Source organism: Domibacillus indicus (assembly GCF_023715895.1).
Classification (GTDB): Bacteria; Bacillota; Bacilli; order Bacillales; family Domibacillaceae; genus Domibacillus; species Domibacillus indicus_A.
In genome coordinates this window covers 34,630-61,415 of record NZ_JAMBOO010000020.1, presented here as the reverse complement: position 1 = coordinate 61,415, position 26,786 = coordinate 34,630, and the positions used below count along the sequence as shown (strand labels likewise).

Below are 26,786 nucleotides of genomic sequence, written 5' to 3'. Positions count from 1 at the left end.
AGGATGTTGAAGGGGAATGCGGCGCTAATTTTTGTTCATTCTGCTGGATTAAATGTTTTTGGATCACTTATTTTTTAATGTTAACAACAGTCGCGGGCCTGTCGGCGAAGCAATCCAAATTGTTTTCCCTCGATTAAAAAATTCAAAGCCACATTGTGAATCAATTCACATAAATGTCACGATTGATATATTGCCAATAGGCTGTTCTGTTGTATATTAACTATATATTCACTATAGATACGAGGAGAATGTTCCAATGAAAAAAATAATTGCTTTCTTGCTCGCAGCTGCTGTCGCCATGACGCCTCTTTTTACAGAAGCTCATGTGAAATGGTTCACAACATTAGAGCCGCAAAAAGAAACGATTGAGCATATTTTGTCTCCCTTCTTTTTAACCTTGGCAATTGTAGTTGCTGTATTGCTTGGCTTATTAACCCTTGTGATTCCTAAAACAACAAATTGGACGATTATTCAAAAATGGGATGAGACGTTATCTGGCTTTCGAAAATACTCACGGTATTTACTGAAATATGGCACTGCGGCTGCTTTAATCATACAAGTGATAAACGGAACAATTTTCGCTCCCGAGTTTCATATTGAACAAACGGCCACAGCCGTTTTTGTATGGGCTGCGATTATCTTTCTTTGCATCCCCCACCATGCGGCCACAAAAGTGGGTGCCGTCATTCTGTTAGGATTATTTAGTTATGTGACTGTACACAATGGCATTTTTCATATGCTTGATTATGGCTTTTATCTGGCTATTATTGCTGTATTGCTTATCGGAAAAACACGATTTGAAGAAAAAGGCTTCCCTCTTTTGTATTTGGGAACTGGGCTTTCTTTATGCTGGGTTGCGGTTGAAAAATGGGTGTATCCGACAATGACACTTGATATCGTTTCAGCTCACCACGTGCCAACGTTCGGATTTGATCCGGCTATGTTTATCGTTATGGCTGCTTTTATTGAATTCATTGTCGGCTATCTGCTTGTCGTCGGTATTTTAAACCGAGTTGTTGGGCTCGTTGTTACCGTTATTTTCATTATGACAACGATGCTGTTCGGCTTTACAGAAATTATCGGCCATTTTATGATTCATGTGATCTTGATTATTTTCATTATCGAAGGTGTATCTTTTTACAACCCGCCTATCAAATTGCATAAAACAAAACTGGATCAGTTTATCTTTGTTTTCCTTAACTTTTTGTTCGTTCTTTCAACATTCCTGCTGATTTACTATCGTTTCGCGTAACAGGCATCCTGGAATAGGAAATACAAACTTCTTTGTGAATGTTCGAATACTTAAAGCGCCACTAACTCTGTTTGTTAGTGGCGCTTCTTTTTAAACTCACTCTCATTCCATATCTAAAGATTGGATAGCTTTACTCAGACTTTCCCGTTCGGACATTTTATCATTCATTCCTCATCGTCTTTTGGCACTCAGCTGCTTTTATTTTTTATTTTTGTGCTTTTGCGAGGCGAATAACATTCCAGGATAATTTCGGCAGTTGGGCGGATAATTGGCCGTTATCTACTTTTGCATCTCCATTATTATGAGGAACTACATTGGAATGATTATGCTGGTTCGTCGCTTTCATATCGTTATTTTCTAGAACAATATGTTCTTTTACTGTATATCCTTCAAAACTTCTTACGTCGCCGCTTAAGCTGAGCGATTCTTCCTGATGACGATTTACCGCAAATATGGTCAGCGTTTCATCATCCTCGTTATAAACAGAAATTGTGTCGAGGTATGGAACGTCCGTGAAATCTTTGCAGTCATATTTTGGCGATGACACAATGGCTTGCAGTGCTGTTCCACGTCCAAATACAGATGCATGCATGTATGGATAGAAAATTGGCTGTTTCCAGGCTTCCCCGCCTTTTTCAGTCATAATCGGTGCAATGACATTGACAAGCTGAGCAAGGCAGGCAATTTTTACACGGTCTGCACGGCGCAATAGAGAAATGAGCATACTTCCGACCAGCAAGGCGTCTTCGAATGTATAAATGTCTTCAAGCTGCGGAGGGGCTACTGTCCACGGTTCAAGCTGTTTATCAGCTTCTCTTGAATGGAACCAAACATTCCACTCATCAAATGATAGATTAATTGTTTTGTTGCTGCGCTTTTTCGCTTTAATGTAGTCAGCAATGGAAATAACGGAATAAATAAATTGATCCATATCCATTGATTGCGCTAAATAATTTGCTAAGTCCTCATCCTTGTTTCCATAATACGTATGCAGCGAGATAAATTCCACGTGATCATACGTATGCTCTAGTACTGTTGCTTCCCATTCCGCAAACGTCGGCATATGCCGGTTTGAACTTCCACAGGCAACCAACTCGATTGAAGGATCCACCCATTTCATTGCTTTGGCTGTTTCAGCAGCAAGGCGTCCGTATTCGTGAGCTGTTTTATGGCCGATTTGCCACGGACCATCCATTTCGTTCCCGAGACACCACGTCTTAATATTGTGGGGTTCTTTATAGCCGTGAGAGATTCGCATGTCACTCCAATATGAACCGGAAGGATGATTACAATATTCCACAAGATTGCGGGCTGCATCAATGCCTCTCGTACCTAAGTTAACTGCCATGTTCACTTCAGCATTAATTTTTTTTGCCCAGTCCATAAACTCATTTGTACCAATTACATTCGGCTCTGTTGCACGCCACGCCAGCTCTAATTTACGCGGGCGTTCTGAGACAGGTCCCACCCCATCTTCCCAATTATAGCCTGAGACAAAATTGCCTCCCGGATAGCGGACAAGCGGCACCTTTAACTCCTTCACAAGCTCTATTACATCTGTGCGAAATCCTTGCTCATCAGCAGAAGGATGATCCGGCTCGTAAATTCCTTCATAAACAGCACGCCCTAAATGTTCAATAAATGAACCATAAATACGCTCATCGATTTGGCCAATTACAAATTCTTTATCAATTGTCATCTTCGCTTTTTGTGTCATCATTATTTTCTCCTTTTTCGTGTACGTACACGTTTTTTAATAAGGGAATCCGTAATTTCCGGATTCACGCAGTATATGTTTCCTGGACAGCTGGAGCAGACTTTTTTGCTCGTAATGCTTTTGCTTTTCTTTCCACTCGATTGAATGAATGCTGTACAAGCCAAAGCTGAACAATGGCCAGTGTACTGCTAAGAAAGAAAAGCGCTGCGGAAGGATAAGAAAAAAGCAGATAGTAAATTGCTGATTGGCTAACAAGCACCGCGATCGAAATAGGCAGGTTCACGATACTCATAATGAAAGCTGTTTTCCATACATGAAGAAACGATCCCTTCCCCGCTATATAGAGCGGCAGTAGATGGGTGCCTGTAATAACTAAGAAAAATACAGCTAGATAAAATGCCGCAATTATGGGAAGGCCAGCTCCATTTTCTTGAATAACTAAAAAGTTTACATATAAAACGAGTGCGGCTGCCATATAAACAAGCCCTACCTGGTTAGAAGTAAAAAAGGATGAACGATAAGAAGCCCAAAATACCCCGAATATTGGCACACTTTCTTCACCATCAAGCCATCTTTTACAGATCGTCATTAAAGCTGCTGTCGCCGGAAAAAAACCGAAGATAATAAGGCCAGCAGCACTAAAAAGCATCCAAAGAAAATGAACATAAGCAAGCTTAGCCATCCAGGAAAAAACGTTTACAAGCTTCTCCATAAATGCATTGGGTTTCATTATTGATCCTCCTGTCTTTTACCACTTTCCTTCTTTCTGATATGGATTTTTTAAGTCCGCCTGATGAGAAAGAGCGTGCCGGATTGGCTGTATGTTTGCAAAAACTTATACCTTACGCACAAGTTTAGAGCCATCTTCGTACAAATTTCTTTTTTCTCAAAGAGAAGGCCGTCCTTCAAAAAATAGCTTTGTTAATAGAATTTCATTATCCTTTCACTCCACCTACCGTTAATCCTTCAATAAAGAAACGCTGGAAGAATAGGAACAAAATAATAACCGGAAGAACTGTCATAACAGATCCAGCAATCAAAACATCGTAATTGTTTCCATACGGCGTCAAAAGCGTCGCCAATCCAACAGGAAGTGTAAACATCGAGTTAGACCTGAGCACAACTAGCGGCCATAAGAAATTGTTCCAGCTTGAAAGCCCTTGCAAAATAGCCATAGCGGCAAAAGATGGCAGCATCAGTGGTGCCATGATACGAAAGAAGATTCCGTATTCTGTACACCCATCCATACGCGCCGATTCCATTAAATCTTTTGGAAGACCAGACGCATACTGTCTAAAAAAGAACACGGCTACAGGCGCCACTATCATAGGCAAAATAACTGCCAAATAGGTATCAACCATTTGTATTTTAATCATAAATTGATAAAGCGGCAGCATGAGAATTTCAAAAGGAATCATCAAGATTAGCAATACAAGAATGAAAATAAAGCGGTTTCCTTTAAATTCATAAACAGCGAGAGCATAACCGACCATAGACGAAAAAAACAAACAGAGGACAATCGTGAATGCAGAAATGATTAAACTGTTTATATACCAATCCCAGTAGTTTCCTGCTTCTGAAAATATATACGTATAGTTATTCAGGTTTAGCTTCTCAAACGGGATTGATAGGGTAATCCCGCTTCTCATTAAATCCGATGACGGTCTTAATGAAGAAATTAAAAGAGAAAATAAAGGAAAAACAGCTAAAATTGCTATAATAGCAATGAGGGAGGTTACCCCGATGGTCCAAAGTTTTTCTTTAGAATTCATCTGTTTATTCTCCTTTCTTAAAAGTACCAAATGCTACAAGCTGAATAATGCTAATAATGAAGATAATCAGCATTAAAACCACACCAATCGCGGCACCAAACCCCATATCGTTCATTCGGAAGCCTTGCTGATAAATATAACCAACGATTGTTAACCCAATGTTCCCCGGTGAGCTATCCTGCCAGAAAACATAGGATTCTTCGTACATCCGAAATCCGTGAATAATAGAAATAGTGATGACATAAATAGTGATCGGCTTTAAGAGCGGCAAAGTAATATGGCGAAATTTATGATACACACCAGCACCATCCATATCTGCTGCTTCATATAATTCCTTTGGCACATTTGCCAAACCCGCCATAAAGTAAAGAATATTAACTCCCATCCATTTCCATGAGCATAAAAGAACCATCAAGAACATCCCTGATACAGCTCCAAATTTCCAATCCACCGGATCCATTCCAAAAAACGCAATCACAGTGTTTGCCAGACTATCTTCTGATTCACCAAACATAAGCCTAAAAATAACACCAGCCACAATTGTCGATGTTAAAGCCGGAATAAAGATAGCCGCTCTAAACAAATCAGCAAAACGAGTGAATTTTGAATTTAACAATACAGCTAAAATAATTGGAATAATGGTCAAGATCGACGTTGTTAACACAACATATATAGTTGTATTAGAAAGTGCTTTAAAAAAAGTAGGGTTGAAAATTCTTTCATAATTGCTTAAACCAATAAAGGTTGTTTGTCCAGGAAGAACAGACTGGAAACTGAGAATGACACCACTGATAAGCGGATAAAGGAAAAGCAATAAAAACGAAAGAACAAAAGGGGCTACAAACACGTATGGAACAACTTGTTTTGATAAAAAGAAACCTTTTATCGACCTCTTCGGTTTACCGACGTCTTGCTTCACTACAGCCCGTTCAATCATAATTTACTCCTTTCTGTATTCATCATTTTAGATAAGAAGGAAGGCATGCCGCCTTCCCTTTTTGCCTTATTTTATTTACTTTCAACCGCTTCTTCAGCTTGTTTAAGTGCTTCCTCGGCAGTTTGAGACTGAGAACGAAGAACGTTGTTAAATACGTTTGTGAACAATTGCTCCTGGGCATCAGGAATTTTTTCGTTCATGTTAATAGAGTCGATTTCATCTTTTACACTGAGAAGCGTATCGAAAATATCATCTCCAAAATATTCATAGTATTTATTGTCTTCACGGATTTCCGGCTTGTCCCAAACTGTCCACATCGGCGGATCAAATCCCAAAACCTTCCACAAAGCAATATTTCCTTCTTCAGATAACTTTGCATAAGCCAAAAACTCTTTTGCTAATTCAGGATGTTTTGTTTGATTGGTTACAGCAGTACCTGTGCCGCCTGCACCTGCAGAACGATTACCATCTTCTGTCCATTTCGGCATTGGGCGAATGACCATTTTACCTTTTAAATCAGGCATATAATCTGTAAAACGGCTCATATACCACATCGGCATTAAGATAGAAGCAGCTCCACCGCCATTCATGTAACCGTAAAACTCTTCTGCATGATACTCTCCTCCCGGAGCAAGCTCAGCACTTTTATCTTCATAAATTAATTTTTGCATTGCTTCTAATGTCTTTATATTTGTTTCACTTGCGATTGTTGCTTTACCATTTTCATCAAAAAAGTCGGAGCCTTGTTGTTTAATAAGAGGCCAGTAAGACCACCAGTCTGCACTTTCAAAAGCTACCATTTTTGCGTCGGTATTTTCGGCAACTTTTTTTCCTGCTGCTACGTAATCTTCCCAAGTGATAATTGAATCAATATCAACGCCGGCTTTATCCATGATTTCTTTATTGTAGTATGCTACTGTCGCTCCTACATGAGTTGGCAGACCATAGTTTTTTCCGTCTTTTGAATAAATATCAAATCGGGATTCAATGAATTTATCACGAACAGGCTCTACATATTCATTCATTGGAAGAAGCTGTGGTTCACCTTTTAAATAGTTCGGAAAGCGCCCTAGCTCTATATCAACAATATCTGGCGCTCCTGTACCTGACTGCAAAGCTAAAAGCAAGTTATTATGCATATTGTCATACGGATACGCTTCTGCCTTCAACTTAATCGGGCGATCCGGGAATTCCTTGTTCCATCTTTTTACGGCATCTTCATAAAATTTGATGTGAACTTCTTGGAAAGTCCAAAACTTTAACTCAGTCGCATCTTTTGCATCACTGCCAATTACTGCTGTCTTGTCCGCTCCCTCAGCATTTTCTGAGCCACCGCCTCCGCCGCCTTTTCCACATGCTGCCAGAATGACAAACAACATACTAAAGAGCATGACGTACAAGCTGCTTTTTTTCATTCCCTTCTCCCCTTTGCTTAATTAAATTGAAAGCAAAACATTTATCAACACTGTCGCTAACCCTTCTCCGTGTACGTACACGGAAAACTCAGTAAAATAATCTTGCTATTCGTGTACGTACACGAAAACTCCAATAGATAATCTTACAATCGTGTACGTACACGATTGTACATAAGAAAGATCCCTAAGATAGCGCTTACATTAAGCTTAGCAACAATGTTGATAAATTGAATTTTATCACCCCTGAATTATATGATCAACCATTTTTTCAAAATATTCAATTAAATTATATAGATTCTCCTCTAATAATCTCGTGATCTAAAAGTGGTATAGATATATAGGCACCTTTCTCTATTTTATTCACAATACTTTCAACCGCTTTTTCACCAATTTGTACAATTGGAAATTTGACCGTCGTTAGGCGCGGTGAAATGTACTTTAGCATATCAATATCATCAAACCCCATAACCCCTGCCTGTTCTGGAATTGCAATACTTCTTTCTTTTAACAAATTCATCACTTCCAGCGCATACAAATCTGTAGAGCAGACAATAGCTGTTTTTTCAGCTGGATCAAACGCGTAGGCTTGCAGCTTGTTTAAATAATCTGAGTCTTTTAATACGAGGGGTTCGGGGGCGTTATTCAATTTAATTCCTTCTAAAAATCCAATGAATCGCTCTTCCTGTGTGTAAATGTTGGTTTTGCCCGCATATGCAAGTGGAGGACTTACATAAACAAAACGTTTATAATCTTTTGATGCAATGTAGTTGACCGCTTCTTTCATCGCTAGCCGCTCACGAATCCCAATATATTCCCAATTATTTGATATAAAATTAAAAATGGTCACAATCGGTGTGTGAAACCTGCTTAAATAATCGTCAAACTCTTCCCCTTGATTCACTGTGAATAAAATGATTCCGTCCACTTTACGGTTGATTAAATATTCAATGCACGTCCGCTCATTTTCGGGATCTTTATCCGTGAGTGTAATATAAACAAAATAACCAAGTTCCCTTGATTTCTGTTCAATGGCATTCATCAGCTGGGCGAATGAGCGATTGTATAAATCAAATAATACAACGCCAAGTGTCATCGTCCTGCCCATAACAAGGCTTCTAGCAGTAAAATCTGGCTGATAATTCATTTCTTTCGCTGCCTTCAATACTTTGTTTCTTGTTTTTTCACTAATGCCTGTCCGGTTATTAAGCGCTCTATCCACAGTACCGGCAGAAACGCCGCAAACGGCTGCAATATCTTTAATCGTAACGCGCATGTTTTATACCTCCTCCGGCTGTCTTACTCCAAATGCAATAAAGATTGATAATACTGTATTATACTTCCTTTGAACGGTCAAATTGTTTGTTCCGGGTTTACAAAAGCAAACACGGATGCGAATTGCCCGCCATGTTTGCTTTAAACCCCTTTCCTGCCTGAATGAATTCAATAAACTCCTTTACCTCGTTTTGTTCTGATCCATTGGAGTCTCCTGGAACTGTTTCCGTTTTACTAGAAGTGCTATTTTTGGAGCCGAAGCTATATAATTTTAACGACAGGTGGAGCAACAATCGATGTGATAAAAAAATATATAGAAGAACAGGGAGAATAAAGACCTTAGCGCCTCCCCCCACTAAATTCAAGATTTTGAAGAAGAATGCGGCGCTCATTTTATTCAATGTTAGCTGATCAGAGATTTTTACTCACTCAATATGTATCGATCTATTGCATGGGCCACACCGTTTTTATCGTTTGAATGAGTAACCCTATCACACATCTCTTTTACTAGAGGATTTGCGTTTCCCATTGCAATTGAGAGACCGGCCAATTCAAGCATTGGGACATCGTTAAAGTTATCTCCAATGGCCACGGTATTATCGAGAGGAATACCATAATATTCAGCCACTCTTTTCAGAGCATTTCCTTTGTTTCCGTTTTGGTCCATTACTTCGATATTCAAAGGGCCTGAGGAGGTGATGACAATGCTGGAAATCCCCCCTAGATAAGCACTTAACGCTGTTTTAGTGGTGCTATTTAAAGTCAGCACAAAGAATTTTTGAACTGTTAAATCTTCCTCATTAAACAATTCACTATACTTATTAAAATATTTAATAAGACTAGACTTCTGTGGTTGTTCAGTAATCCTTTGATAAACTTCATCCGGGAGACCTTCGATTTCAATCCTATCCTTCTTCACAGCAAACGCTACTCGTTCCGACCAGTCTGCAGGTACATAAATCCCATGGTTGGTATAGACCCGATATGGAACCTTATCCTCATCTAACTTCTCTGCAATCTTTATAATATCTTTTCTGTCCAGCGAAATACTTTCCAAAACACTTTCATTGACTTGAACAACCGTTCCGTTGCTTCCTGCCAACGGGCATGAAATCTCGTATTTTTTAAGGATTTGTTGAATATCTTCTGGTGCGCGGCCGGAGCAGATCATTACAATATTCCCCTGGCTCTGTGCTTTTCTCAGTGCCTCAATATTTTCTTTCGTAATCTCCATTTCCGGGGATAGCAAAGTGCCATCCAAATCAATAGCAATAAGTCTCATATTCTTCACCTCTTATACTAAAATTAAATGTAATACTGCCTTCTCAGTATAAACCTTTATTTCATTCCTGTTCTAAAAATTCAGAGCTTTCCAGGCGATTTTTTTCAGTTTTTATATTCAAGAGGCTTAATCAAATGAAAAGCCCAAAATATCCCACAAGGTCTATACCTGCCTTCCTTTCGACTAGCTCGCTTTTTTCGTCCTTCTCAATCGATCCAAACGGCTCTGAATACTCCTTGCAGAGCGGCCCATGATTTCTCCAATTTGTTTTTGTGTATACCTTTGCGAATAATACATGTGCCAAATCTTTGCGTCTTCTTCAGCAGTCCAGCTGTGGTTTTCTTTTTGAGGGCGATGAATGAAGTCGTAGTGCCTTTGCTGCTGGACCCATTCCGGCTCAGGAACCAAGGTATTTTTAGAAACGCGGCACCAGTTGATCCGCTCTTTGTTTTCTTCCGCCCATTTCCAAAACTCCCTCACTTCGATCATCGTAAACACACGTGTTTTAACAGTTGCCTGGTAGCAAGGCATGCCATATTTCTGAATCCAATTGTAAACAGTATGAATGTCCACTTTGAGCGCTTCAGCCAAATGATACGTTGTGAGATCACCATTATTAGACCTGCCACCGTAAATACCAAGGCGGTTCAATCTTCCTTCCACCGCTCCCGTTGTTCTTTTCAGTTTTTTGGCAATAAACGAAATGGGCTGTTTCCCATACCGCTCGATCATGTAATCATCTTCCTCTGCCGTCCATCTGCGCAGCGGATTCTCTCTTTGCAGCTTCAGAACTTTAAGACGAGTAGAAACAGAGTTTACAGGCCTGCCAAGCTGCTCAGCAATTTCCACGTTCTTCATATTGTTTAGATTTTTTATAAGAAATGAGTCTTCTTCAGCACACCACGGCTTTCGCTGGCGCGTTTCCCCGGTGCGAAGCTTTAACCTCATGACCCGCTTATTCACAGACTCTTTACTGCGTCCGCCTAAACACTGTCCAATGGCTTCAAGCGTCATTTTGCAAAGATTTTCTTTTAAAAATTGATCCTCTTCTTCTGTCCAGATCTTTGGTTTACCCATCACTAATCACCTCGCGTAAAAACGTAACCCCTTTACATGAAAAGCAAAGGTGTCATCGTTAACATCTATGAGTATTTCCTTTAATGCGGTTATTTAAAATAGATAGTCAACAAATAAAAATAGAAACGTTAGTTCTATTATAGCACATGTGTTCCTTCATTCAACTTATTTATCGCCTTTACCGGCCAGAAGACTCCTTCAAATTGCTCCGCAATTAGTGGGAGATGAATGGCCGCCTTTTTTGTGTTTGCTGCTTAGTAGTTGAAACATACGTTCTTTTTCTGGTATACTATATTTGTTAAATACTGGGGGTGAATCGAGATGATGCTGAATTACCGCTTCGAAATTTTTCCGAATGAAGAACAAAAAAGCACGCTTCACTCATGGGTCAACCTCTGCCGCCAACAGTATAATTCGACTCTTCTTGATAAACAAAGAGCCTACCAAAAAAACAAGAAAAACCTGACTAAATCTGACCTCAGTGCCCTGTTAACCCTGTCCAAAAAACACCATCCATATCTTAAAAAAGTGCCTTCCCAGCCCCTTCAGGAAACGCTGGACAGGCTGGGAAAAGCGTTTGATCAATTCTTCAAAAAAGAAGCCCGTTACCCTAAGGTGAAAAAACATAAAGACTACCATTCGATTACATTCACACAGTTTGGCATAAGTAAACAAAAAGATAAAAAAGGAAAAATTCATACCGTCAGGCGGGCCATTTCTTTCGGAAAAGGAGGAAAGCTCCTTATTTCTAAACTGGGCTTAATAGATATCCGCCTCCATCGGAAACTGGATGGCAAAGTCAAACAGGTGATCATTAAGCACCAGAATGGGCGCTGGTTTGCTATTTTCTGTGTCGAAAGACAGGCAGACCCGCCGCAGGCTGTCCATCAAGCCTCTAAAACAGCCGGTATTGATGTCGGCATCAAGAAATTCGCCGTTCTGTCGAACGGCGAAGAAATTCTACACCCGGGCTTTCTCCGCAAGGAAGAGAAAAAGCTCAAGCGTGCCCAGAAGAAACTTTCGAGAAAGAAAAAAGGCTCTTCAAACTGGCAAAAGCAAGTGGCCAGGCTGCAGAAGCTTCATGCCAAGGTGGCGAACCAGCGAAAGGATTTCCTGCATAAAACAGCGTTTCGCCTGGCAAGTACCTACAGCGTCATTTGTGTAGAAGATCTGAACATCCGTAATCTGGTGAAAAACCGGAAGGTGTCCAAGTCAATTCATGATGCAGGTTGGGGAATATTCCGCCAGTTTTTGGTATATAAATGCGAGCGCAATGGCGGCCAGCTGATCAAAGTGAAGCCGTATTTCACCACCCAGAACTGTTCGGGCTGTAGAAAAAGGGTAAAAAAATCCCTTTCCGTCCGAACACATGCCTGTCCGGATTGCGGTATTGTGCTGGACCGCGATCATAATGCTGCTTTAAACATTGAAAAAGCCCGCCTGGTCCAGATAGGACTCCTTCCGGCAATATAATCCCTTTACAACTGTAGGTCGAGGTCCCGTCCGAACAGTATAAAACAACGCCTGTGGAGATGATGTAAGACCCTGTTCGGAAGAACAGGGCAGACATCGGTGAAGCAGGAAAATCAATGAAGTCAGAGCATGTTTTTTATTTCTCTGACAGAGATGCTCCCTCAAATTGTGCAGCAATTAGTTGGAGAGGTTCACGCGTACTTTCATTATGTAAGAGCCAAACTCCTGCTAGTAACAGATCTTATTTGCAAACAAGCATTTTGCAAGATACAAATTTTAGTAATTCAACAAAACCGAGCTATTTCTCTTTCATAAAAAAATAGAGCAGGGCAGCCTATGAAAAAGGTAACCCTGCTCTATTTTTTAAATTTTATTTATTTTGCAAATTCCTAATTTGGCTAAGGGGTTCCGTGCTGAGTTCAGATGCATATGGAAGGCTTTTGTAGGCAATAAAGCTTCATGGCAGTGCAGGCAGCTGCGTAGAAATAGAAAAGCGACTCGGCTCCAACACCCTTGCATACATGTTCATCGTCTTGCTTCTATATCTATCTCCCTTTAATTTTCTAAGATGACAGCTTGTTTTTGGTTGTGTATTCACTAGTTTTAAATCGCTTACAATATTCTTCGAACTGCTATATTCATTACAACACAAAATACGAAATATGATCTATTAAAGAGAAAAAACCTTTTAAACCAAGCACAAGAAAAGCTAAAATGAGGTTGCAAACAGCGAGAATCTTCTTCTCATGTTTTTTACGCAAGGCGATCAAGCTTAAGACAATGACTATTGAGATGCCTATATAAAAAAGCAATGTCAGATCAAAGGGTGCTGGAACAAAAGCATATACGACTGACAAAGCAGCTAATAATATAACTAGAATGAATGCTGTATAACTCAGCCACGAACATTTTTTAGTTTTTATAATCATTTCCCCCCTTCTTTTTCATTTCATGAAATGTATTGCATCCTGGCTTTCTAATCGGCATTTTATGCTGCTTAAGGATTTTTGACACAAAAAACGGATTGTGGCTGCGAAAATAATTATTTTCATTAACCCAATACGAATACCCCATCCACTTTAATGGATGGGGTATTTATGTTTGGAAAAATTCTAGATTGCATATTTCTCTGATGTATTAAGTCCGTTTCTTATCGTTTTAACCAGTCCTACCATTGATTCGAAAACGTCTGCCTTTGAGTATTTTCTGGTTTGTTCTTTCTCGAGTTTATAGTTATCATCCGATAATTTAAGAACCGTTACAAGGTGAACTTCTTCAGTTTGATCCACTAGAAGATAGGTGTAGTCCCCTTCCTTAGATTCATCTTCCCCCGAATTCCAAAGTTCCGTAATTTTAAATTTGTCACCATAAAATTCTTTAACTGCAGCTAGTGGTGTTCTTTCTGCCATTTTATTCTTCCCCTCCTAAAGGTAATAAATGAAAATGAGTGGGCGAGTCTACTTATCTTACATAATCCGTTTTAAATGAATTCCTCCACCTGGTCTTTTATTAAAAGAATACAATTATGTTGGCTTTATTCCCTTTTTCATTAAAAATATTCAACAAACAAAGCAGTTAATATGTTATATATCCAGCACATATATATTAATCAAACTCACTAACTCTTTTCCTTCTTCAGGATTTTTAATAATTCTCTTAATGCAAAGGAATGGTATGCCCCTTTTTTCGTAATCATTCCAAGATTCCAAGGCACAGCGGGTCCGCTTAAAGGAACAATATGAATGTTGGGGTTATTCTGCTTATGGTAAATCGATTTCGGAAGCAGCGTAATGCCAAACTCGGAAGAAACAAGCTCAAGGATTAAGTCCCACTGTGAACTCTGATAAGAAACCTCCGGCGTAAACCCTGCATTGATACAAACCTTTTTAATATAGTCATGCAGCGTAAACTCTTCTGAAAAAAGAATAAACTGTTCATCTTTTAATTCACTGATACGAACAGCGTTCCGTCCGGCCAGAGGATGATTTTTATGTACGTACAGGACAAACTCATCCGTAATAAATGGGTACACATGGAACGCCGACGTGTCAGCTGGCAGTACAACAATGCCGAGGTCCACCTGCCCGGTTTCAACAAGCTGGCCAATCAGCTTTGCACCGCGTTCCGTCAACTGGAGCGATACATTAGGATACTTTTCCTGAATTCTTCGGGCAATACCAGGAAAAAACAAGGTGCCAATTAGCGGCGGAATACCAATTTTAATCTCACCGGTTATCACGTTCATTAAGTCATCCAGTAACACAGGGATTTCAGCTAAGGAAGCGGCTGCTTTTTGTGCCTGTTCATACACAATCCGGCCGGCATCAGTGAGCCGCACATGGCGGGTAGAACGGTCAAACAGCTCTATATTCAGTTCTTCTTCTATTTTTTTGACCGCTTTGCTGAAGGAAGGCTGTGAAAGATAGGAATGAGCGGCTGCCTTGGTAAAGCTCTGATGATCCGCCACTTCCATAAATAATTTCAAATCATGTAATTCCATTCATATCCCCTCATTTATTCGTTATATTCATATTATTTATTCTTTTTATGTATTTTACTTATAAATGTTTCTCCTGTACATTATTAAGTAACAGAATATTCACATTAAAGGAGGCAAAAACCATGAAGTCCAGCAAGCTATTCACTTCTTTTTCGAAAGCGGTTTCAGATATTCAGGACGGCTCCACATTAATTGTCGGCGGCTTCGGATTATGCGGGATTCCCGAATGCTCCATTCAAGCTTTAAAAGAACAAGGCACAAAGAACTTAACCGTTGTCAGCAACAATTGCGGTGTGGATGACTGGGGGCTGGGTCTTCTTCTGGCAAACAGGCAGATTAATAAAATGGTTTCTTCTTATGTAGGTGAAAATAAAATCTTTGAACAGCAGTATTTAAGCGGCGAACTGGCAGTAGAGCTTACGCCGCAAGGAACACTTGCAGAGCGGATGAGAGCAGGCGGAGCCGGCATTCCTGGATTTTATACAGCCACAGGCATTGGAACACCGGTCGCCGAAGGCAAAGAAACGAAGGAATTTGACGGGAAAACTTATCTGCTGGAACGGGGCATTGTCGGAGACTTCGCACTTGTAAAAGCCTGGAAAGCAGATACACTGGGCAACCTTGTTTATCGGAAAACGTCCCGCAATTTCAACCCCCTGGCTGCGATGGCTGGGAAAATTACCATCGCTGAAGTGGAGGAAATTGTGGAGGCCGGTGAGCTGGATCCTGATGAAATTCATACGCCGGGCATTTACGTCCAGCGCCTCCTCCTCGGCACAGGCTACGAAAAACGAATTGAGCGGCGGACGGTTGTACACGCATAACTGAAGAAAAGGAGTGAATAAAAATGAAAGATACACGTTCAGCTATTGTAAAAAGAGCGGTACAGGAAATAAAAGACGGTATGAACGTCAACCTGGGCATTGGCATGCCGACCCTGGTTGCCAACGAAATACCGGACAATACTCACGTACTACTGCAGTCGGAAAACGGATTGCTTGGCATTGGCCCTTACCCGCTTGCAGGCGAGGAAGACGCGGACTTGATCAATGCAGGAAAAGAAACCATTACGACTGTTCCAGGCTCCTCTTTTTTTGACAGTGCTGAATCCTTTGCCATGATTCGCGGAGGTCATATTGATCTTGCCATTCTCGGCGGAATGGAAGTGTCCCAAAATGGTGACCTGGCCAACTGGATGATTCCAGGCAAAATGGTGAAAGGAATGGGGGGTGCCATGGATCTTGTCAACGGCGCAAAACGGGTCGTTGTAATCATGGAGCATATGAATAAGCATGGTGAATCAAAAATCAAGAAAGAATGCTCCCTCCCCCTTACCGGCCAAAAAGTGGTAGACCGTCTTATTACAGACCTCGCCGTTTTTGATTTTACACCCGATGGCATGATTCTTGTAGAAACAGCCAGCGGCATCACAGTAGAAGAGGTGAAAGAGAAAACAGAAGCATTCTTTACCGTTTCCTCTTCTCTTTCGGAGGTGCAATAAGATGACAAAAACAGTGATCATTGACGGTGCGCGGACACCTATAGGCAAATTTGGCGGTTCTCTTTCTTCCTTGAAAGCGACAGAACTTGGCGGCATTGCGATGAAAGAAGCTTTGAGACGGGCAGGCGTAAAACCGGAAGACGTCGATGAAGTTATTTTCGGTAACGTTTTACAAGCTGGACAAGGGCAGATCCCTTCCCGCCAGGCTGCACGGGAAGCTGGAATTCCCTGGGGTGTGAAAACGGAAACGATCAATAAAGTGTGTGCTTCAGGTCTTCGCAGTGTAACGCTTGGGGACCAAATTATCCGCCTGGGTGAGGAAGAAATCATCCTCGCTGGAGGCATGGAATCTATGTCGAATGCGCCTTATGCCGTTTTCAAAGCACGGTTTGGTGCACGTATGGGCGATACGCCTATGGTCGACTTGATGATTCACGACGGTCTTTCTTGCAGCTTTACCGGGGTCCACATGGGCACCTATGGAAACACAACAGCTGACCAGTTGGAGTTATCCCGCGAAGACCAGGATGCATGGGCCGTACGCAGCCATGAGCGGGCGGTAGCTGCGATCGCAAATGGAACGATCGCCGAAGAAATTGTTGCGGTTGAGGTTCCCCAGCGAAAAGGAAATCCGCTCATCATTGATACAGACGAAGCGCCGCGTCATGACACGACAAAAGACGTTCTGGCCAAGCTGCGGCCTGCCTTTGGCAAAGACGGCACGATCACTGCAGGAAATGCCCCGGGCGTGAACGATGGAGCGGCTGCACTCGTTTTAATGAGTGAGGAACGTGCTGAAAAAGAAGGGAAAAACGTTTTGGCCACGATCATTGCCCATGCAGAAGTAGCGGTTGAAGCTGAAAGGTTTCCACAGACACCCGGCCTGGTGATTAATGAACTATTAAAGAAAACAGGCAAATCAGTCGAAGATATCGACCTTTTTGAAATCAATGAAGCATTTGCTGCTGTAGCGCTCGCGAGCAATAAAATAGCTGGAGTGAATCCCGAAAAGGTAAACGTAAATGGCGGCGCCGTTGCATTCGGGCATCCAATCGGTGCGAGCGGAGCCCGGATTATTTTGACTCTGGCATATGAACTGAAACGTCGCGGCGGCGGGATTGGCATCGCAGCCATCTGTTCGGGAAGCGGCCAGGGTGATGCGATTATGATTGAAGTGGCTGTCTAAGATATAGGGTATTACCTGGATCCTTGTAGAAACATTGACGATTCCGGACCACTATTGACCAATAATGAAACAAGAGAAAAGCTCATGATGACAAGATCATCATGAGCTTTTTGCGTTTTCCCTGCATCCATTGATACTTAAAACAATATAACTGGGGTTCTTATTTATTTCATTAAACGGTGATCAATCGGTATCAAGCAAAATCGATTGTATTCTTTCTCGGCTGAACTTTTCTTTTCCAACCAGCTGTGGCTAAGCGAAAATTCAAACCACTCCAATCTTTGTATACGTGTATACGAGTATACTTGTATACAAATGGAAGGAAGGATGTTTTAATTCTTTGCCAGTCAGCAATTTTATTATCTGGTACGCAAATTATTTATGGAAAAGATGGATATCAGCCAAAGCTTGCTGGAGATTTGCCCATGTTACTTGTTTGCTGAAATCTAAACCAAGACTTACGACTGTTTGTGCAATTTCAGGTCGAATTCCTGTAAGAATCGTCTGAACACCAAGCAGTTTTAATGCATCAATTACTTTAAAAATTTGGTCTGCTACCATTGTATCAACCATCAGTACACCAGATAAATCAAGTATCAAATGCGTTAAGTTTAGCCTCTTGGCCGCTTTTAATGTTTCTTCCATCAACAGTCCAGCTCTTTCTGTATCTATATTGCCAATCAAAGGCAAAACGGCTATACCTTTTGAAAGAGGGACAACTGGAACTGATAACTCTATAAATGCCGTTTTCGCATTTTCAAGGCTTTCCTTATAAAAATGGATATAGGTCAAACTAAAGCAATAAACAGCATGGTCAAGGAGCGGGTCAATTACCCTGGCAGATGCAAACACTGTTCTCACTGACATGTTATGTTTTACTGCAGCTTCTTCTATGACTTCGCTTATAAAAGCACGATAATAAGCTGTATCTTTAAGCGCCTCATCTAATGGCACGCCTAAACTGTGGATAAATCGCCCTGTTTCTTTTCCCCATTTTTCTATATCTGCATATGCTTTTTCTTTATCTACACCTAGTATAAGAGCTTCCCCAAAAAGAGACACAAAATTGGCTCTAATATTTATCGCTTGTTGCTCTTCCAGCTGAGAAATGAGGTGTTTTTGTGCCTCAGCAGCTTCAGATAATCTAATTTCATGGACCTTTTTAGCAATATCGTATTTTGTTTCTACTATTGTTTCTCCAAGAATTTTTAACTCATTTTCCATTTTTATTATCCCCCGAAGCATGCATCTATTTTCAGTATATTTAAAAACATATTACAGGAAATCAATTAATAGGAAAAGCCTTATTAACCCGTCCTATCCTGTTTAGTTTAACAAGAAAATCAACCATATCTTTTAATAAGTTTTTTTCTAAGTCAATATTGAAATTCAACAGTATCGACGATCAACTACTAAACCGCCGTCAGTACAATTTACCTGTATGAATGAACTGCTGAGGAACTTTGCTTTGTTATGCAGGCTCTGCTAAACGATAGTATTAATCGTTATTAAAAAAAGAGGACCATTTTTTAAACTGCACGTCCAGTTGCGAATTGCAACAATTGGAATACGGTTTAGTTTTGGCCCTTTGCCTTGTTTTCATGTAACTAAAGCAATCATTATTTAAAAAGATCTTTTTTCTTCTCGCCGGCAGATGCCAGGAAACTTACTGAGCACTCATAAAGGATTTTTATCTTGATTATAAGAAGTCAGCAAGTAAAACTGTTTTGCGAGAAAATGCGGTGTGTACGGCATATCGTTTCGCAGCCAGGATACGATCGTACCAATCAAAGCTGAAGATCTATGCCAAATTGCAATATCTTTTTGAATTCCTGCTTTATCAATGAAAGAATTCCTTCCTTTTTGTTCGAATCTTTCAGTAATAATTTCCGTGAGCATTGTTAACAAGCGCTCAGTAAAGATTGGAGCCTTCCTTGAAGCCAAAGTAACCTTATAAAAGCTAGAATGTTGAGCAATATGTTCAAGCAGCTTCTCGAGTCTCAGCCAATCCGTATTTTTGGGAGAGTCCTCATTCACTGGCTGACCGTTTATGACATTTTGAATGTCTTCAATCATAGCATCCGCCATCTTCTCTAACATATCCGGTATATCACGATAATGCAGATAAAACGTAACGCGGCTAATCGTAGCACGCTCTGCTATACGGCTGACAGACATTTTCTCGACATCCATTTCCTGCAGCAAATCCACAAAAGCCTCTTTAATTAACAACCGCGTACGAAGAATTCGAGGGTCTGTATGATCTTTCGTATGATCCATCGGTTTCCTTTTCCTTTCTCCTTAAAATGAAATATACAATTGATTAGGAAATGTATTATATTCCACCACTAAACAACACAAATTGATTAAATGTAAATTACTTTACACCTTTCGATATATTGTAAATTGTAAAATATTCAGCCCTACTGTAATCTATTTTATACATTGTTCATTATCTTACACATTGTAAATTAAATCTAGTGAGAAAAGAAAGGAAGTTTGCAGGTTGAATAAAGACATAGGTACAGATAGTCGTCCTGTTAAAAAAGGACCTATCCTGTTTATCATGATTTTGGGGGCATTTCTAGCCACATTGAATCAAACCATCATGAGCGTTGCCACCCCGGAATTAATGATTGATTTTCATATTTCAGCTGCTACGGCACAATGGCTGACAACGGGCTATATGTTAGTGAATGGTGTGCTCATCCCCATCACTGCGTATCTTATGCAAAGATTTACTACCCGCCAGCTTTTTCAAGCATCAATGCTGATCTTTCTGGCAGGTACGATCGTATCCGCTGCAGCTACAAGCTTCCCGGCTCTTTTGACCGGGCGTATGATCCAGGCAGCAGGTGCAGGGATCATTATGCCGCTGCTTATGAACGTTATTTTTACGCTTTTCCCCCCCAATAAAAGAGGTGCAGCGATGGGCATGGTGGGCTTTGCGATCATTTTTGCGCCAGCCATCGGCCCTACTATGGCAGGATATATCCTGGAAAACTTCAAATGGGAAGTTATGTTCTACGGCATGATTCCGTTTGCCCTTTTGGTCATTATCTGCGGCTTTGTTTATTTAAAGAACATTTCAGAACAAGTGATAACGAAAATTGATATGATCAGTGTCATCCTCTCAACAATAGGGTTTGGCACGCTGTTATACGGCTTCAGCCGGGCTGGCAGCGAAGGCTGGTCCAGCAGTGAGGTACTCCTCTCTATTGCCGTAGGGGTCGTTGCACTTGGACTTTTTACATGGAGGCAGTTAACGTCTCAGAGTCCATTGCTGGATCTTCGTGCCTTCAAATACAATATGTTCTCCCTGACAACTGTCATCAACATTGCGATTACAATGGTAATGTATGCAGATATGATGCTGCTCCCATTGTACTTGCAGAGTGCACGCGGCTACACAGCTTTAGAGTCTGGTTTATTGCTTCTTCCTGGTGCGCTTGTGATGGGCTTCTTAATGCCTGTTACCGGCAGGCTGTTTGACCGGTATGGAGCAAAATGGCTCTCTATTATCGGTTTGATCATTACCATCATTACCACGATTGGCTTTATTGATTTAACAGACTCAACCAGCTACACATACTTGATTCTAATGTCTACAGGCCGTCGTATCGGAATGGCACTGATGCTGATGCCAATTCAAACAGCTGGCTTAAATCAACTGCCTTCTAACTTGAGTGCTCATGGTACCGCAATCTCCAATACCATCAGGCAGGTAGCAGGTGCAGTCGGCACCTCCCTTCTTGTAACGGTGATGACAGACCGCACTAAAACACATCTAACGGACATAATGTCGGCAGGCGGAAACGGGGCAACCCAACAACAAATGATGTTAGAAGCCACTATTCAGGGGATTAACGACGCTTATGTGGTCATTATCGGAATAGCCGCTATCGCATTGGTTTTGTCCTTTTTTATCAAACGTACAGAACAAAGCTCCGAAGAGATTTCCAGCACTAACCTGAATAAAGCTGCTAATTAAAAAAGCATAAGACACAAAGCGAATGCCAAGAATGCTTAGGATGAACTTGAACACTCATCTGCTATGTTAAAGACTAAAAAACTAAACAAGTCAAAAAGCAGTGATATAAAAATCACTGCTTTTTAACTTGTTCTTATTTAATGAACCCGCTGCTAAACGGCGTGCTGTTTGTTCCCTCTTTATAATCTTTTGCAAATAGATGATCGCTGTCTCAACTTTGTATAGCCCAGTGCAGGATAATTGCCTACCGAAACTGTTGATGAAAACGGATAAAGGCACTTAAAAATGGCGGATAGCTCCGAATCCTAGCCGGTACCCTTTACACTATTTTTGGTATTTTCCCAATTACGATATAGTTTACTATTAAAGATTTAGTCATTATGAACGATAAATATTATAGGAATTAGTACTATAGATTCCGTCACCATCATGTCACTTATTGTAATGTTTGCAGTTGTTCACGATCTTTTCTTCAGAAATAATAACCAGCAGTATGCAATTTGTCCTAAAAAGTAAGTATTTTTATTTTTCCAACGACATATACTTAAGAAATAAATGGACATATAATAGCGTCTTACATTTACACCAATACTTTTACAAAAGGAGGAAAGCGGATTTTTACTTAATCTGCTGATTCTATGAACAATAAAACAATTGAGATACACGTTAACGAGTTTTGGGAAAAATACCTTGCAGCATCTAACATACGAGAACTGATTGATCTTCTGAATTGGTGCGATGAACTTTCTTCAGAATTGCTGGACAAAGGAATGGATGATGAGACCTTCCGAGGGTTTTTAAATTCGATTCCAAACATGATTATTACGGCCAAAATTCGTAATGGAATGCACCGGAGATTTTGTGAAAAACTAGAAGATCAAAATCTTATTTTTAAAGTAACTTCTAAACATATTTCCGCCATGCCACAGGAAGAAATAAGCACCCTTTTATATTACGATAAACGTAAAGAGCTTTCTTCCGATCCAGAATTCAAAAAGAAAATGATGTTATAACTGAAATAACTTAATTTAATTACCTTGAATAACACAACAAGCGATCTTTCCTGTATAAGATTGCTTTTTCTTTTCTGCACCATAAGCAAAGCTATGTGCAGCTTACCGGCAAAAGTGACAGCATCAGCAATATCTTGAATGAAAGTTCGTTCGTAACCATTTGTTCAATAGAAATATGACTCAGCCCTTGAATAAAAAATCCGCTATTCTATAAAGGACAGCGGATTTTTAACTTAATGACGAGTTTACTTCTGCTTTTCTATTTAAACAGCTCTCTCATTTTTCTTTTCAATATGGTTCATAATGGTTTCTCCCTCAACGTCGATATTTGGCAAAATTTTATCCAGCCATTTTGGCAAATACCAAGCTGATTTCCCCATTAACGTCATCACGGCAGGCACGATGGTCATTCTCACAACAAACGCATCAAAGAGAACACCAAACGCCAGGGCCATTCCCATTACTTTAATCATCGCATCAGGCGTCATCATAAAGCCAATGAATACCGCCATCATGATCAATCCTGCTGCTGTCACGACCCTGCCGCTGTCGCGCATTCCATCTAAAATGGCTTTGCGGGGATCTCCTGTATGAACATACACTTCACGCATTTTGCTGACCAGGAAGATCTCGTAATCCATTGCCAGCCCGAATAAGATTCCGATCAAGATAACAGGCAGGAACGCTAAGATCGGGCCTGAAGCTGGAAAACCAAAGAGGTCAAGCAAGTTTCCATCCTGCACGATAAATACGACAAATCCAAGTGTAGCACCCAGGGAAAGCAGGAATCCTAATACGGCTTTTAATGGGATTAAAAGAGACCTAAATACCAGAACCAGGAGTACATAAGCAAGCCCTACGATGATTGAGGCGAATATTGGCAGGGCATCATTTAGCTTTTGTGCAATATCAATATTCATCGCTGTCGTGCCTGTAACCATCAGTTCTATCTGGTTTTCTTTTTCAGCCTGCTCAGATTTTTCTCGAATGGTCTTTACCAGATCCTTAGTCTTTGTGTCATCCGGTCCGGTTTCTGGTATAACATTCATTACATACAATTCTCCAGAAGGTCCAGGAAAAGCCGGGGTTACACTTTTAACACCAGACAGCTCGCTCAATTCTTTTGCAATCTCATTCACTGTCTGTGGCGTTTTGCTGTCTGCTTCTTCAGCTTTTGCTGCTACTACCAACGAGGCATTAAATCCTTCGCCATATGCTTCTGTCAGCAAATCATACGCTCTTCTTTCCGTTGTCTCTGTTGACTTCGTTGTCCCATCAGAAGGCAGCCCAAGATTCATATGGAACATAGGAACGGCAATGATTACAAGCAGCGCAATCGCAACGATGGAAACCATTAAAGGTCGCTTTGTAACAAATTCTCCCCATTTGCTCGAGCCTTCTTTTTTCTTATCCATTCCCGTAAGCTTTTGCAGGAATTTATTTTCCTTAGACGGTCCAATTTTATGACCGATCATGCCTAATATCGCCGGCAATACGATGATGGATACTAAAACCGCTGTCAGGATACTGACGGCTGCCGAGATTCCCATCATGGTTAAAAACGGAATCTGCGCAACAGCCAATCCCAAAAGCCCAATAACGACCGTAATTCCTGCAAATACAACGGCGCCCCCAGCTGTTCCATTAGCTATGGCAATCGATTGCTGAACAGAATATCCTTTGGCAAGCTGCTCTTTAAAGCGCGACATGATAAATAAAGCGTAATCGATTCCTACTGCCAGTCCCAGCATGGCCGCCAAGGAGATAGAAACAGATTGGATGTCGATAAAATTGGTTCCTATGACGATCCCAATCAGCCCAATGCCTAATCCTAGAACAGCCGTAAGAATCGGCAGTCCAGCTGCGATAAACGATGCAAAGGTAACAGCCAGTACCAAAAAGGCAATCACAATCCCAGCTGCCTCAGCAAAATGGGCCGCTGATTCAGAAAATGCCAGGTTATCCCCTCTTACCTCCGTTTGAATGCCTGCATCCCTTGTTGTTTTAATGTGGTCTAAAATATTGTTTTTAGAATCCTCTGTTACCTCTTCGGCTTTGACTTTGAACGTTACTTCCCCATACCCGATCTTCTTATCTTCGCTTATATTCATAAGCTGCATCGGTGTTGCCACAGAAGCGACATCTGGGTCTTTTTTGATTTCATTTAATGTATCTGTAATGACTTGTTGTACTTCTGCCGATTCCAGCGTTTCATTTTCAGGCGCTTTAAAGACGATTTGTACTTTGGCCCCTTGGCTTCCTGCTCCCTTAAATTCTTCACTAATGACTTTGCCTGCCTGGTCTGCCGGTGTATTTGGAATGGTCAGATCCTCATTAAACGAGGAACCCATGTTCAAGGCAAGAGCCGCTAATACAAGCAAAATTCCCAGCATGCTAAAAACTACTTTTTTCCGGTGTATGGCTGCCCATTGTCCTAACCTGTAAAGATACTTTGCTATTTTAATCTCCTCCTAGTTTTATTTGGAATCTTTATTTCCCCACGGGTTATCTTGAGGGAAAAACAGGACATCAAAATACTCTGAGTGATCCATTCCTTCTGCCTCCATTTTTTCTTTAACAGCTGAAACGAATAACCGCATTCCTTCCTCCACGATCTCCTGTTCATTTGGCTTTAACAGATTTAATACATCTCTTACTGCCTGGTTGAAGGGTTCTGGTGCACCTTCATTTATTTCTTTCAGGGTTTTCTCAGTCAGGGTAATGTTTACCGACCGTTTGTCTTTAGGATTAGGGGTTTTCATGAGAATTCCTTTTGCGGTAAGCCGTTCAACAATATCCGAAACAGTACTTTGAGTCATTCTTAGGTTTTGCGTCAGCTGTTTGATACTGATTGCTTCATTTACCAGCACTTCGGCTATAACCCGTGCCTGGGGTACGGTGACACCCTGCTCCTCCGCATGTTTTTGAATACTTTTCATCATATACCGATGTAAAAAATCGATAGATTCACGAATAAATTCAGCTCTTTCCCTCATTATCTATCTTCCTCCCAAAAATCATCCTGTACGATGCATCTTATACGATACATCGTACGGGATGTATGTTACAATCATCTATCTGCTTTGTCAAGGTAAAAACGGATATGTACAAATCTGTCAACCGCTGACAGTAACCCTAAGAAAGCAAGAAAGTTTCTCCTGCTTTTTAAAAACCGGGTATTTTCTTTGCTTTCTTTTGCATTCCTGTATATGATTCTTCCCATATAGTCCTTAATTTTAATAACTGCAACGAGGGCAGTATCGATTTCTTACATATCGGACAGAACAGAGAAGGAAATGGCACATTTTTTGGATTAATAGATTTTTACAACATGTTAACGGGAGGAATAGGTTTGGGAAAACAAGACGTAAAAGGAAAGAAAGTGATTATTACCGGAGCAAACAGCGGAATAGGCTTTGAGGCTGCCAAAGCATTGACAGCACAAGGTGCCGACGTCGTACTGGCGGTTCGGAACGAGGAAAAAGGAAAAGAAGCAGCACAAAATATTAAAAAAGAGCATGAAGGAGCAAAAGTTTCCGTTATGACACTGGATTTGGCGGACCTTGCCAGCGTAAAGACATTCGCTGATGCGTACAAAGAGCGTTTTGACCAGCTCGACATCCTGATTAATAATGCAGGCGTGATGGTCCCTCCCTACCAAAAAACGAAGGATGGATTTGAATTGCAGTTTGGCGGAAACCATTTGGGCCACTTTGCCCTAACCGGCCATTTGCTTCCGCTGCTAAAAGCGACCCCTTCCGCCCGCGTGGTCACGCTGAGCAGCATTGCACATAGAAAAGCAGCCATCGACTTTAGTAACCTGGACGGCTCTAAAGGCTACAAAGCAATGAAGTTTTACCGTCAAAGCAAGCTTGCGAACCTATTGTTCGCAAAGGAATTCGACAACCGGCTGAAACAAGCTGGAATAAATGCAATGAGTGTAGCGTGCCACCCGGGGATTAGTGCGACGAACCTTTTCAAGGTCGGAGGGGAACGCATGCAGCCAATCGTGAAATCTCTGCTCTATCGGTTTTTCCAGACACCGGAAATGGGAGCCTTACCTACCATTTATGCTGCGACCAAAGAAACATTGAAAGGCGGAGAATACATCGGCCCCGACGGAAGAGGAAACCATAAAGGATACCCTGCGATCGAAGTGCCTGCCAAAGGAGTCTATGATGAGAAGACAATGAGGAAACTATGGGATGTGTCCGAGGAATTAACAGGAGTCGTATTTGATTTTTCGTGAGCTATCGGTAAAGAACAACAAAGCCTGGAACTCTACAAATGAAAGAATAAGCCCCATTCCTCGCTTAAGGAATGGGGCTTATTTGTGTGAATACAATAACATTTCAATTCTTTAGATCTTATTCGTTCAGTCCGATTTATTAGCGCCAG

23 protein-coding genes and 1 pseudogene are annotated in these 26,786 nt (G+C 41.0%); 9 read left to right on the top strand and 15 right to left on the bottom strand.

From position 1 onward, the window contains the following. Positions 1-256 precede the first annotated feature (256 nt). Positions 257-1,252: a hypothetical protein gene (locus M3221_RS19735; RefSeq protein ID WP_251273417.1), complete on the top strand. Its 996-nt coding sequence runs from the start codon at positions 257-259 to the stop codon at positions 1,250-1,252. A 205-nt stretch (positions 1,253-1,457) separates the two neighbouring features. Here M3221_RS19735 and arfA read toward each other — a convergent pair whose 3' ends face one another. The 6 genes from arfA to M3221_RS19705 form a co-directional block, all read right to left on the bottom strand. Next, positions 1,458-2,972: an arabinosylfuranosidase ArfA gene (gene arfA, locus M3221_RS19730; protein ID WP_251273416.1), complete on the bottom strand. Its 1,515-nt coding sequence runs from the start codon at positions 2,970-2,972 to the stop codon at positions 1,458-1,460. Between the two features lie 61 nt (positions 2,973-3,033). Continuing rightward, positions 3,034-3,699: a YesL family protein gene (locus M3221_RS19725; RefSeq protein WP_251273415.1), complete on the bottom strand. Its 666-nt coding sequence runs from the start codon at positions 3,697-3,699 to the stop codon at positions 3,034-3,036. 205 nt (positions 3,700-3,904) lie between these two features. Further along, complete coding sequence (locus tag M3221_RS19720; RefSeq protein WP_251273414.1) at positions 3,905-4,741, bottom strand: carbohydrate ABC transporter permease; 837 nt, start codon at positions 4,739-4,741, stop codon at positions 3,905-3,907. 4 nt (positions 4,742-4,745) lie between these two features. Continuing rightward, on the bottom strand, positions 4,746-5,678 hold the full coding sequence (locus M3221_RS19715) for a carbohydrate ABC transporter permease (protein ID WP_251273413.1): 933 nt from the start codon (positions 5,676-5,678) through the stop codon (positions 4,746-4,748). Between the two features lie 71 nt (positions 5,679-5,749). After that, positions 5,750-7,093, bottom strand: a complete 1,344-nt coding sequence (locus M3221_RS19710; protein WP_251273412.1) for an ABC transporter substrate-binding protein — start codon at positions 7,091-7,093, stop codon at positions 5,750-5,752. Positions 7,094-7,379: 286 nt separating this feature from the next. Further along, the gene (locus M3221_RS19705) at positions 7,380-8,366 is read right to left on the bottom strand and encodes a LacI family DNA-binding transcriptional regulator (RefSeq protein WP_251273411.1); all 987 of its coding nucleotides are present in this window, start codon (positions 8,364-8,366) and stop codon (positions 7,380-7,382) included. A gap of 246 nt (positions 8,367-8,612) precedes the next feature. Here M3221_RS19705 and M3221_RS19700 point away from each other — a divergent pair. Continuing rightward, positions 8,613-8,699, top strand: a pseudogene (locus tag M3221_RS19700) (transposase); the annotation flags it as partial. An 87-nt stretch (positions 8,700-8,786) separates the two neighbouring features. Here the strand turns inward: M3221_RS19700 and M3221_RS19695 are convergent. Together M3221_RS19695 and M3221_RS19690 are read right to left on the bottom strand one after the other, a co-directional pair. Then, positions 8,787-9,647: a Cof-type HAD-IIB family hydrolase gene (locus M3221_RS19695; RefSeq protein WP_251273410.1), complete on the bottom strand. Its 861-nt coding sequence runs from the start codon at positions 9,645-9,647 to the stop codon at positions 8,787-8,789. A 183-nt stretch (positions 9,648-9,830) separates the two neighbouring features. Further along, the gene (locus tag M3221_RS19690; protein WP_251273409.1) at positions 9,831-10,724 is read right to left on the bottom strand and encodes an RNA polymerase sigma factor; all 894 of its coding nucleotides are present in this window, start codon (positions 10,722-10,724) and stop codon (positions 9,831-9,833) included. Between the two features lie 321 nt (positions 10,725-11,045). Here M3221_RS19690 and M3221_RS19685 point away from each other — a divergent pair, with 321 nt between their 5' ends. Beyond that, positions 11,046-12,197 carry an RNA-guided endonuclease InsQ/TnpB family protein gene (locus M3221_RS19685; protein WP_251273408.1) on the top strand — a complete coding sequence of 384 codons (1,152 nt, stop codon included), beginning with the start codon at positions 11,046-11,048 and terminating at the stop codon, positions 12,195-12,197. 641 nt (positions 12,198-12,838) lie between these two features. Here M3221_RS19685 and M3221_RS19680 read toward each other — a convergent pair. From M3221_RS19680 to M3221_RS19670, 3 genes are all read right to left on the bottom strand, one after another. Further along, positions 12,839-13,126: a hypothetical protein gene (locus tag M3221_RS19680; protein WP_251273407.1), complete on the bottom strand. Its 288-nt coding sequence runs from the start codon at positions 13,124-13,126 to the stop codon at positions 12,839-12,841. Positions 13,127-13,309: 183 nt separating this feature from the next. After that, positions 13,310-13,606: a hypothetical protein gene (locus tag M3221_RS19675; RefSeq protein ID WP_251273406.1), complete on the bottom strand. Its 297-nt coding sequence runs from the start codon at positions 13,604-13,606 to the stop codon at positions 13,310-13,312. Positions 13,607-13,815: 209 nt separating this feature from the next. Next, the gene (locus tag M3221_RS19670; RefSeq protein WP_251273405.1) at positions 13,816-14,697 is read right to left on the bottom strand and encodes a LysR family transcriptional regulator; all 882 of its coding nucleotides are present in this window, start codon (positions 14,695-14,697) and stop codon (positions 13,816-13,818) included. 122 nt (positions 14,698-14,819) lie between these two features. Here M3221_RS19670 and M3221_RS19665 point away from each other — a divergent pair, with 122 nt between their 5' ends. The 3 genes from M3221_RS19665 to M3221_RS19655 are packed head-to-tail and all read left to right on the top strand — an operon-like array spanning position 14,820 to position 17,384. Further along, complete coding sequence (locus tag M3221_RS19665) at positions 14,820-15,521, top strand: CoA transferase subunit A (RefSeq protein WP_251273404.1); 702 nt, start codon at positions 14,820-14,822, stop codon at positions 15,519-15,521. Positions 15,522-15,544: 23 nt separating this feature from the next. Then, entirely contained in the window at positions 15,545-16,198 is a 654-nt protein-coding gene (locus M3221_RS19660) for a CoA transferase subunit B (RefSeq protein WP_251273403.1), read from the top strand. Position 16,199: 1 nt separating this feature from the next. After that, a complete protein-coding gene (locus M3221_RS19655) occupies positions 16,200-17,384 on the top strand; it encodes an acetyl-CoA C-acetyltransferase (RefSeq protein ID WP_251273402.1) in 1,185 nt (394 codons plus the stop codon). Between the two features lie 375 nt (positions 17,385-17,759). Here the strand turns inward: M3221_RS19655 and M3221_RS26395 are convergent, their stop codons facing one another. Both M3221_RS26395 and M3221_RS19645 read right to left on the bottom strand, forming a co-directional pair. Beyond that, positions 17,760-18,608 carry an STAS domain-containing protein gene (locus M3221_RS26395; RefSeq protein ID WP_285881387.1) on the bottom strand — a complete coding sequence of 283 codons (849 nt, stop codon included), beginning with the start codon at positions 18,606-18,608 and terminating at the stop codon, positions 17,760-17,762. Between the two features lie 453 nt (positions 18,609-19,061). After that, entirely contained in the window at positions 19,062-19,664 is a 603-nt protein-coding gene (locus M3221_RS19645; protein ID WP_251273401.1) for a TetR/AcrR family transcriptional regulator, read from the bottom strand. Positions 19,665-19,950: 286 nt separating this feature from the next. Between M3221_RS19645 and M3221_RS19640 the strand changes: the two genes are divergently transcribed. Next, the gene (locus tag M3221_RS19640) at positions 19,951-21,375 is read left to right on the top strand and encodes a DHA2 family efflux MFS transporter permease subunit (RefSeq protein ID WP_251273426.1); all 1,425 of its coding nucleotides are present in this window, start codon (positions 19,951-19,953) and stop codon (positions 21,373-21,375) included. Positions 21,376-22,013: 638 nt separating this feature from the next. Further along, a complete protein-coding gene (locus tag M3221_RS19635) occupies positions 22,014-22,388 on the top strand; it encodes a hypothetical protein (protein WP_251273400.1) in 375 nt (124 codons plus the stop codon). Positions 22,389-22,651: 263 nt separating this feature from the next. Here M3221_RS19635 and M3221_RS19630 read toward each other — a convergent pair whose 3' ends face one another. Beyond that, a complete protein-coding gene (locus M3221_RS19630) occupies positions 22,652-24,781 on the bottom strand; it encodes an MMPL family transporter (RefSeq protein ID WP_251273399.1) in 2,130 nt (709 codons plus the stop codon). Positions 24,782-24,865: 84 nt separating this feature from the next. After that, the gene (locus M3221_RS19625) at positions 24,866-25,384 is read right to left on the bottom strand and encodes a MarR family winged helix-turn-helix transcriptional regulator (RefSeq protein ID WP_251273398.1); all 519 of its coding nucleotides are present in this window, start codon (positions 25,382-25,384) and stop codon (positions 24,866-24,868) included. Positions 25,385-25,740: 356 nt separating this feature from the next. Between M3221_RS19625 and M3221_RS19620 the strand changes: the two genes are divergently transcribed. After that, positions 25,741-26,637 (top strand): oxidoreductase, encoded by an 897-nt coding sequence (locus tag M3221_RS19620; protein ID WP_251273397.1) that lies wholly within the window; start codon positions 25,741-25,743, stop codon positions 26,635-26,637. Positions 26,638-26,786: the final 149 nt, after the last annotated feature.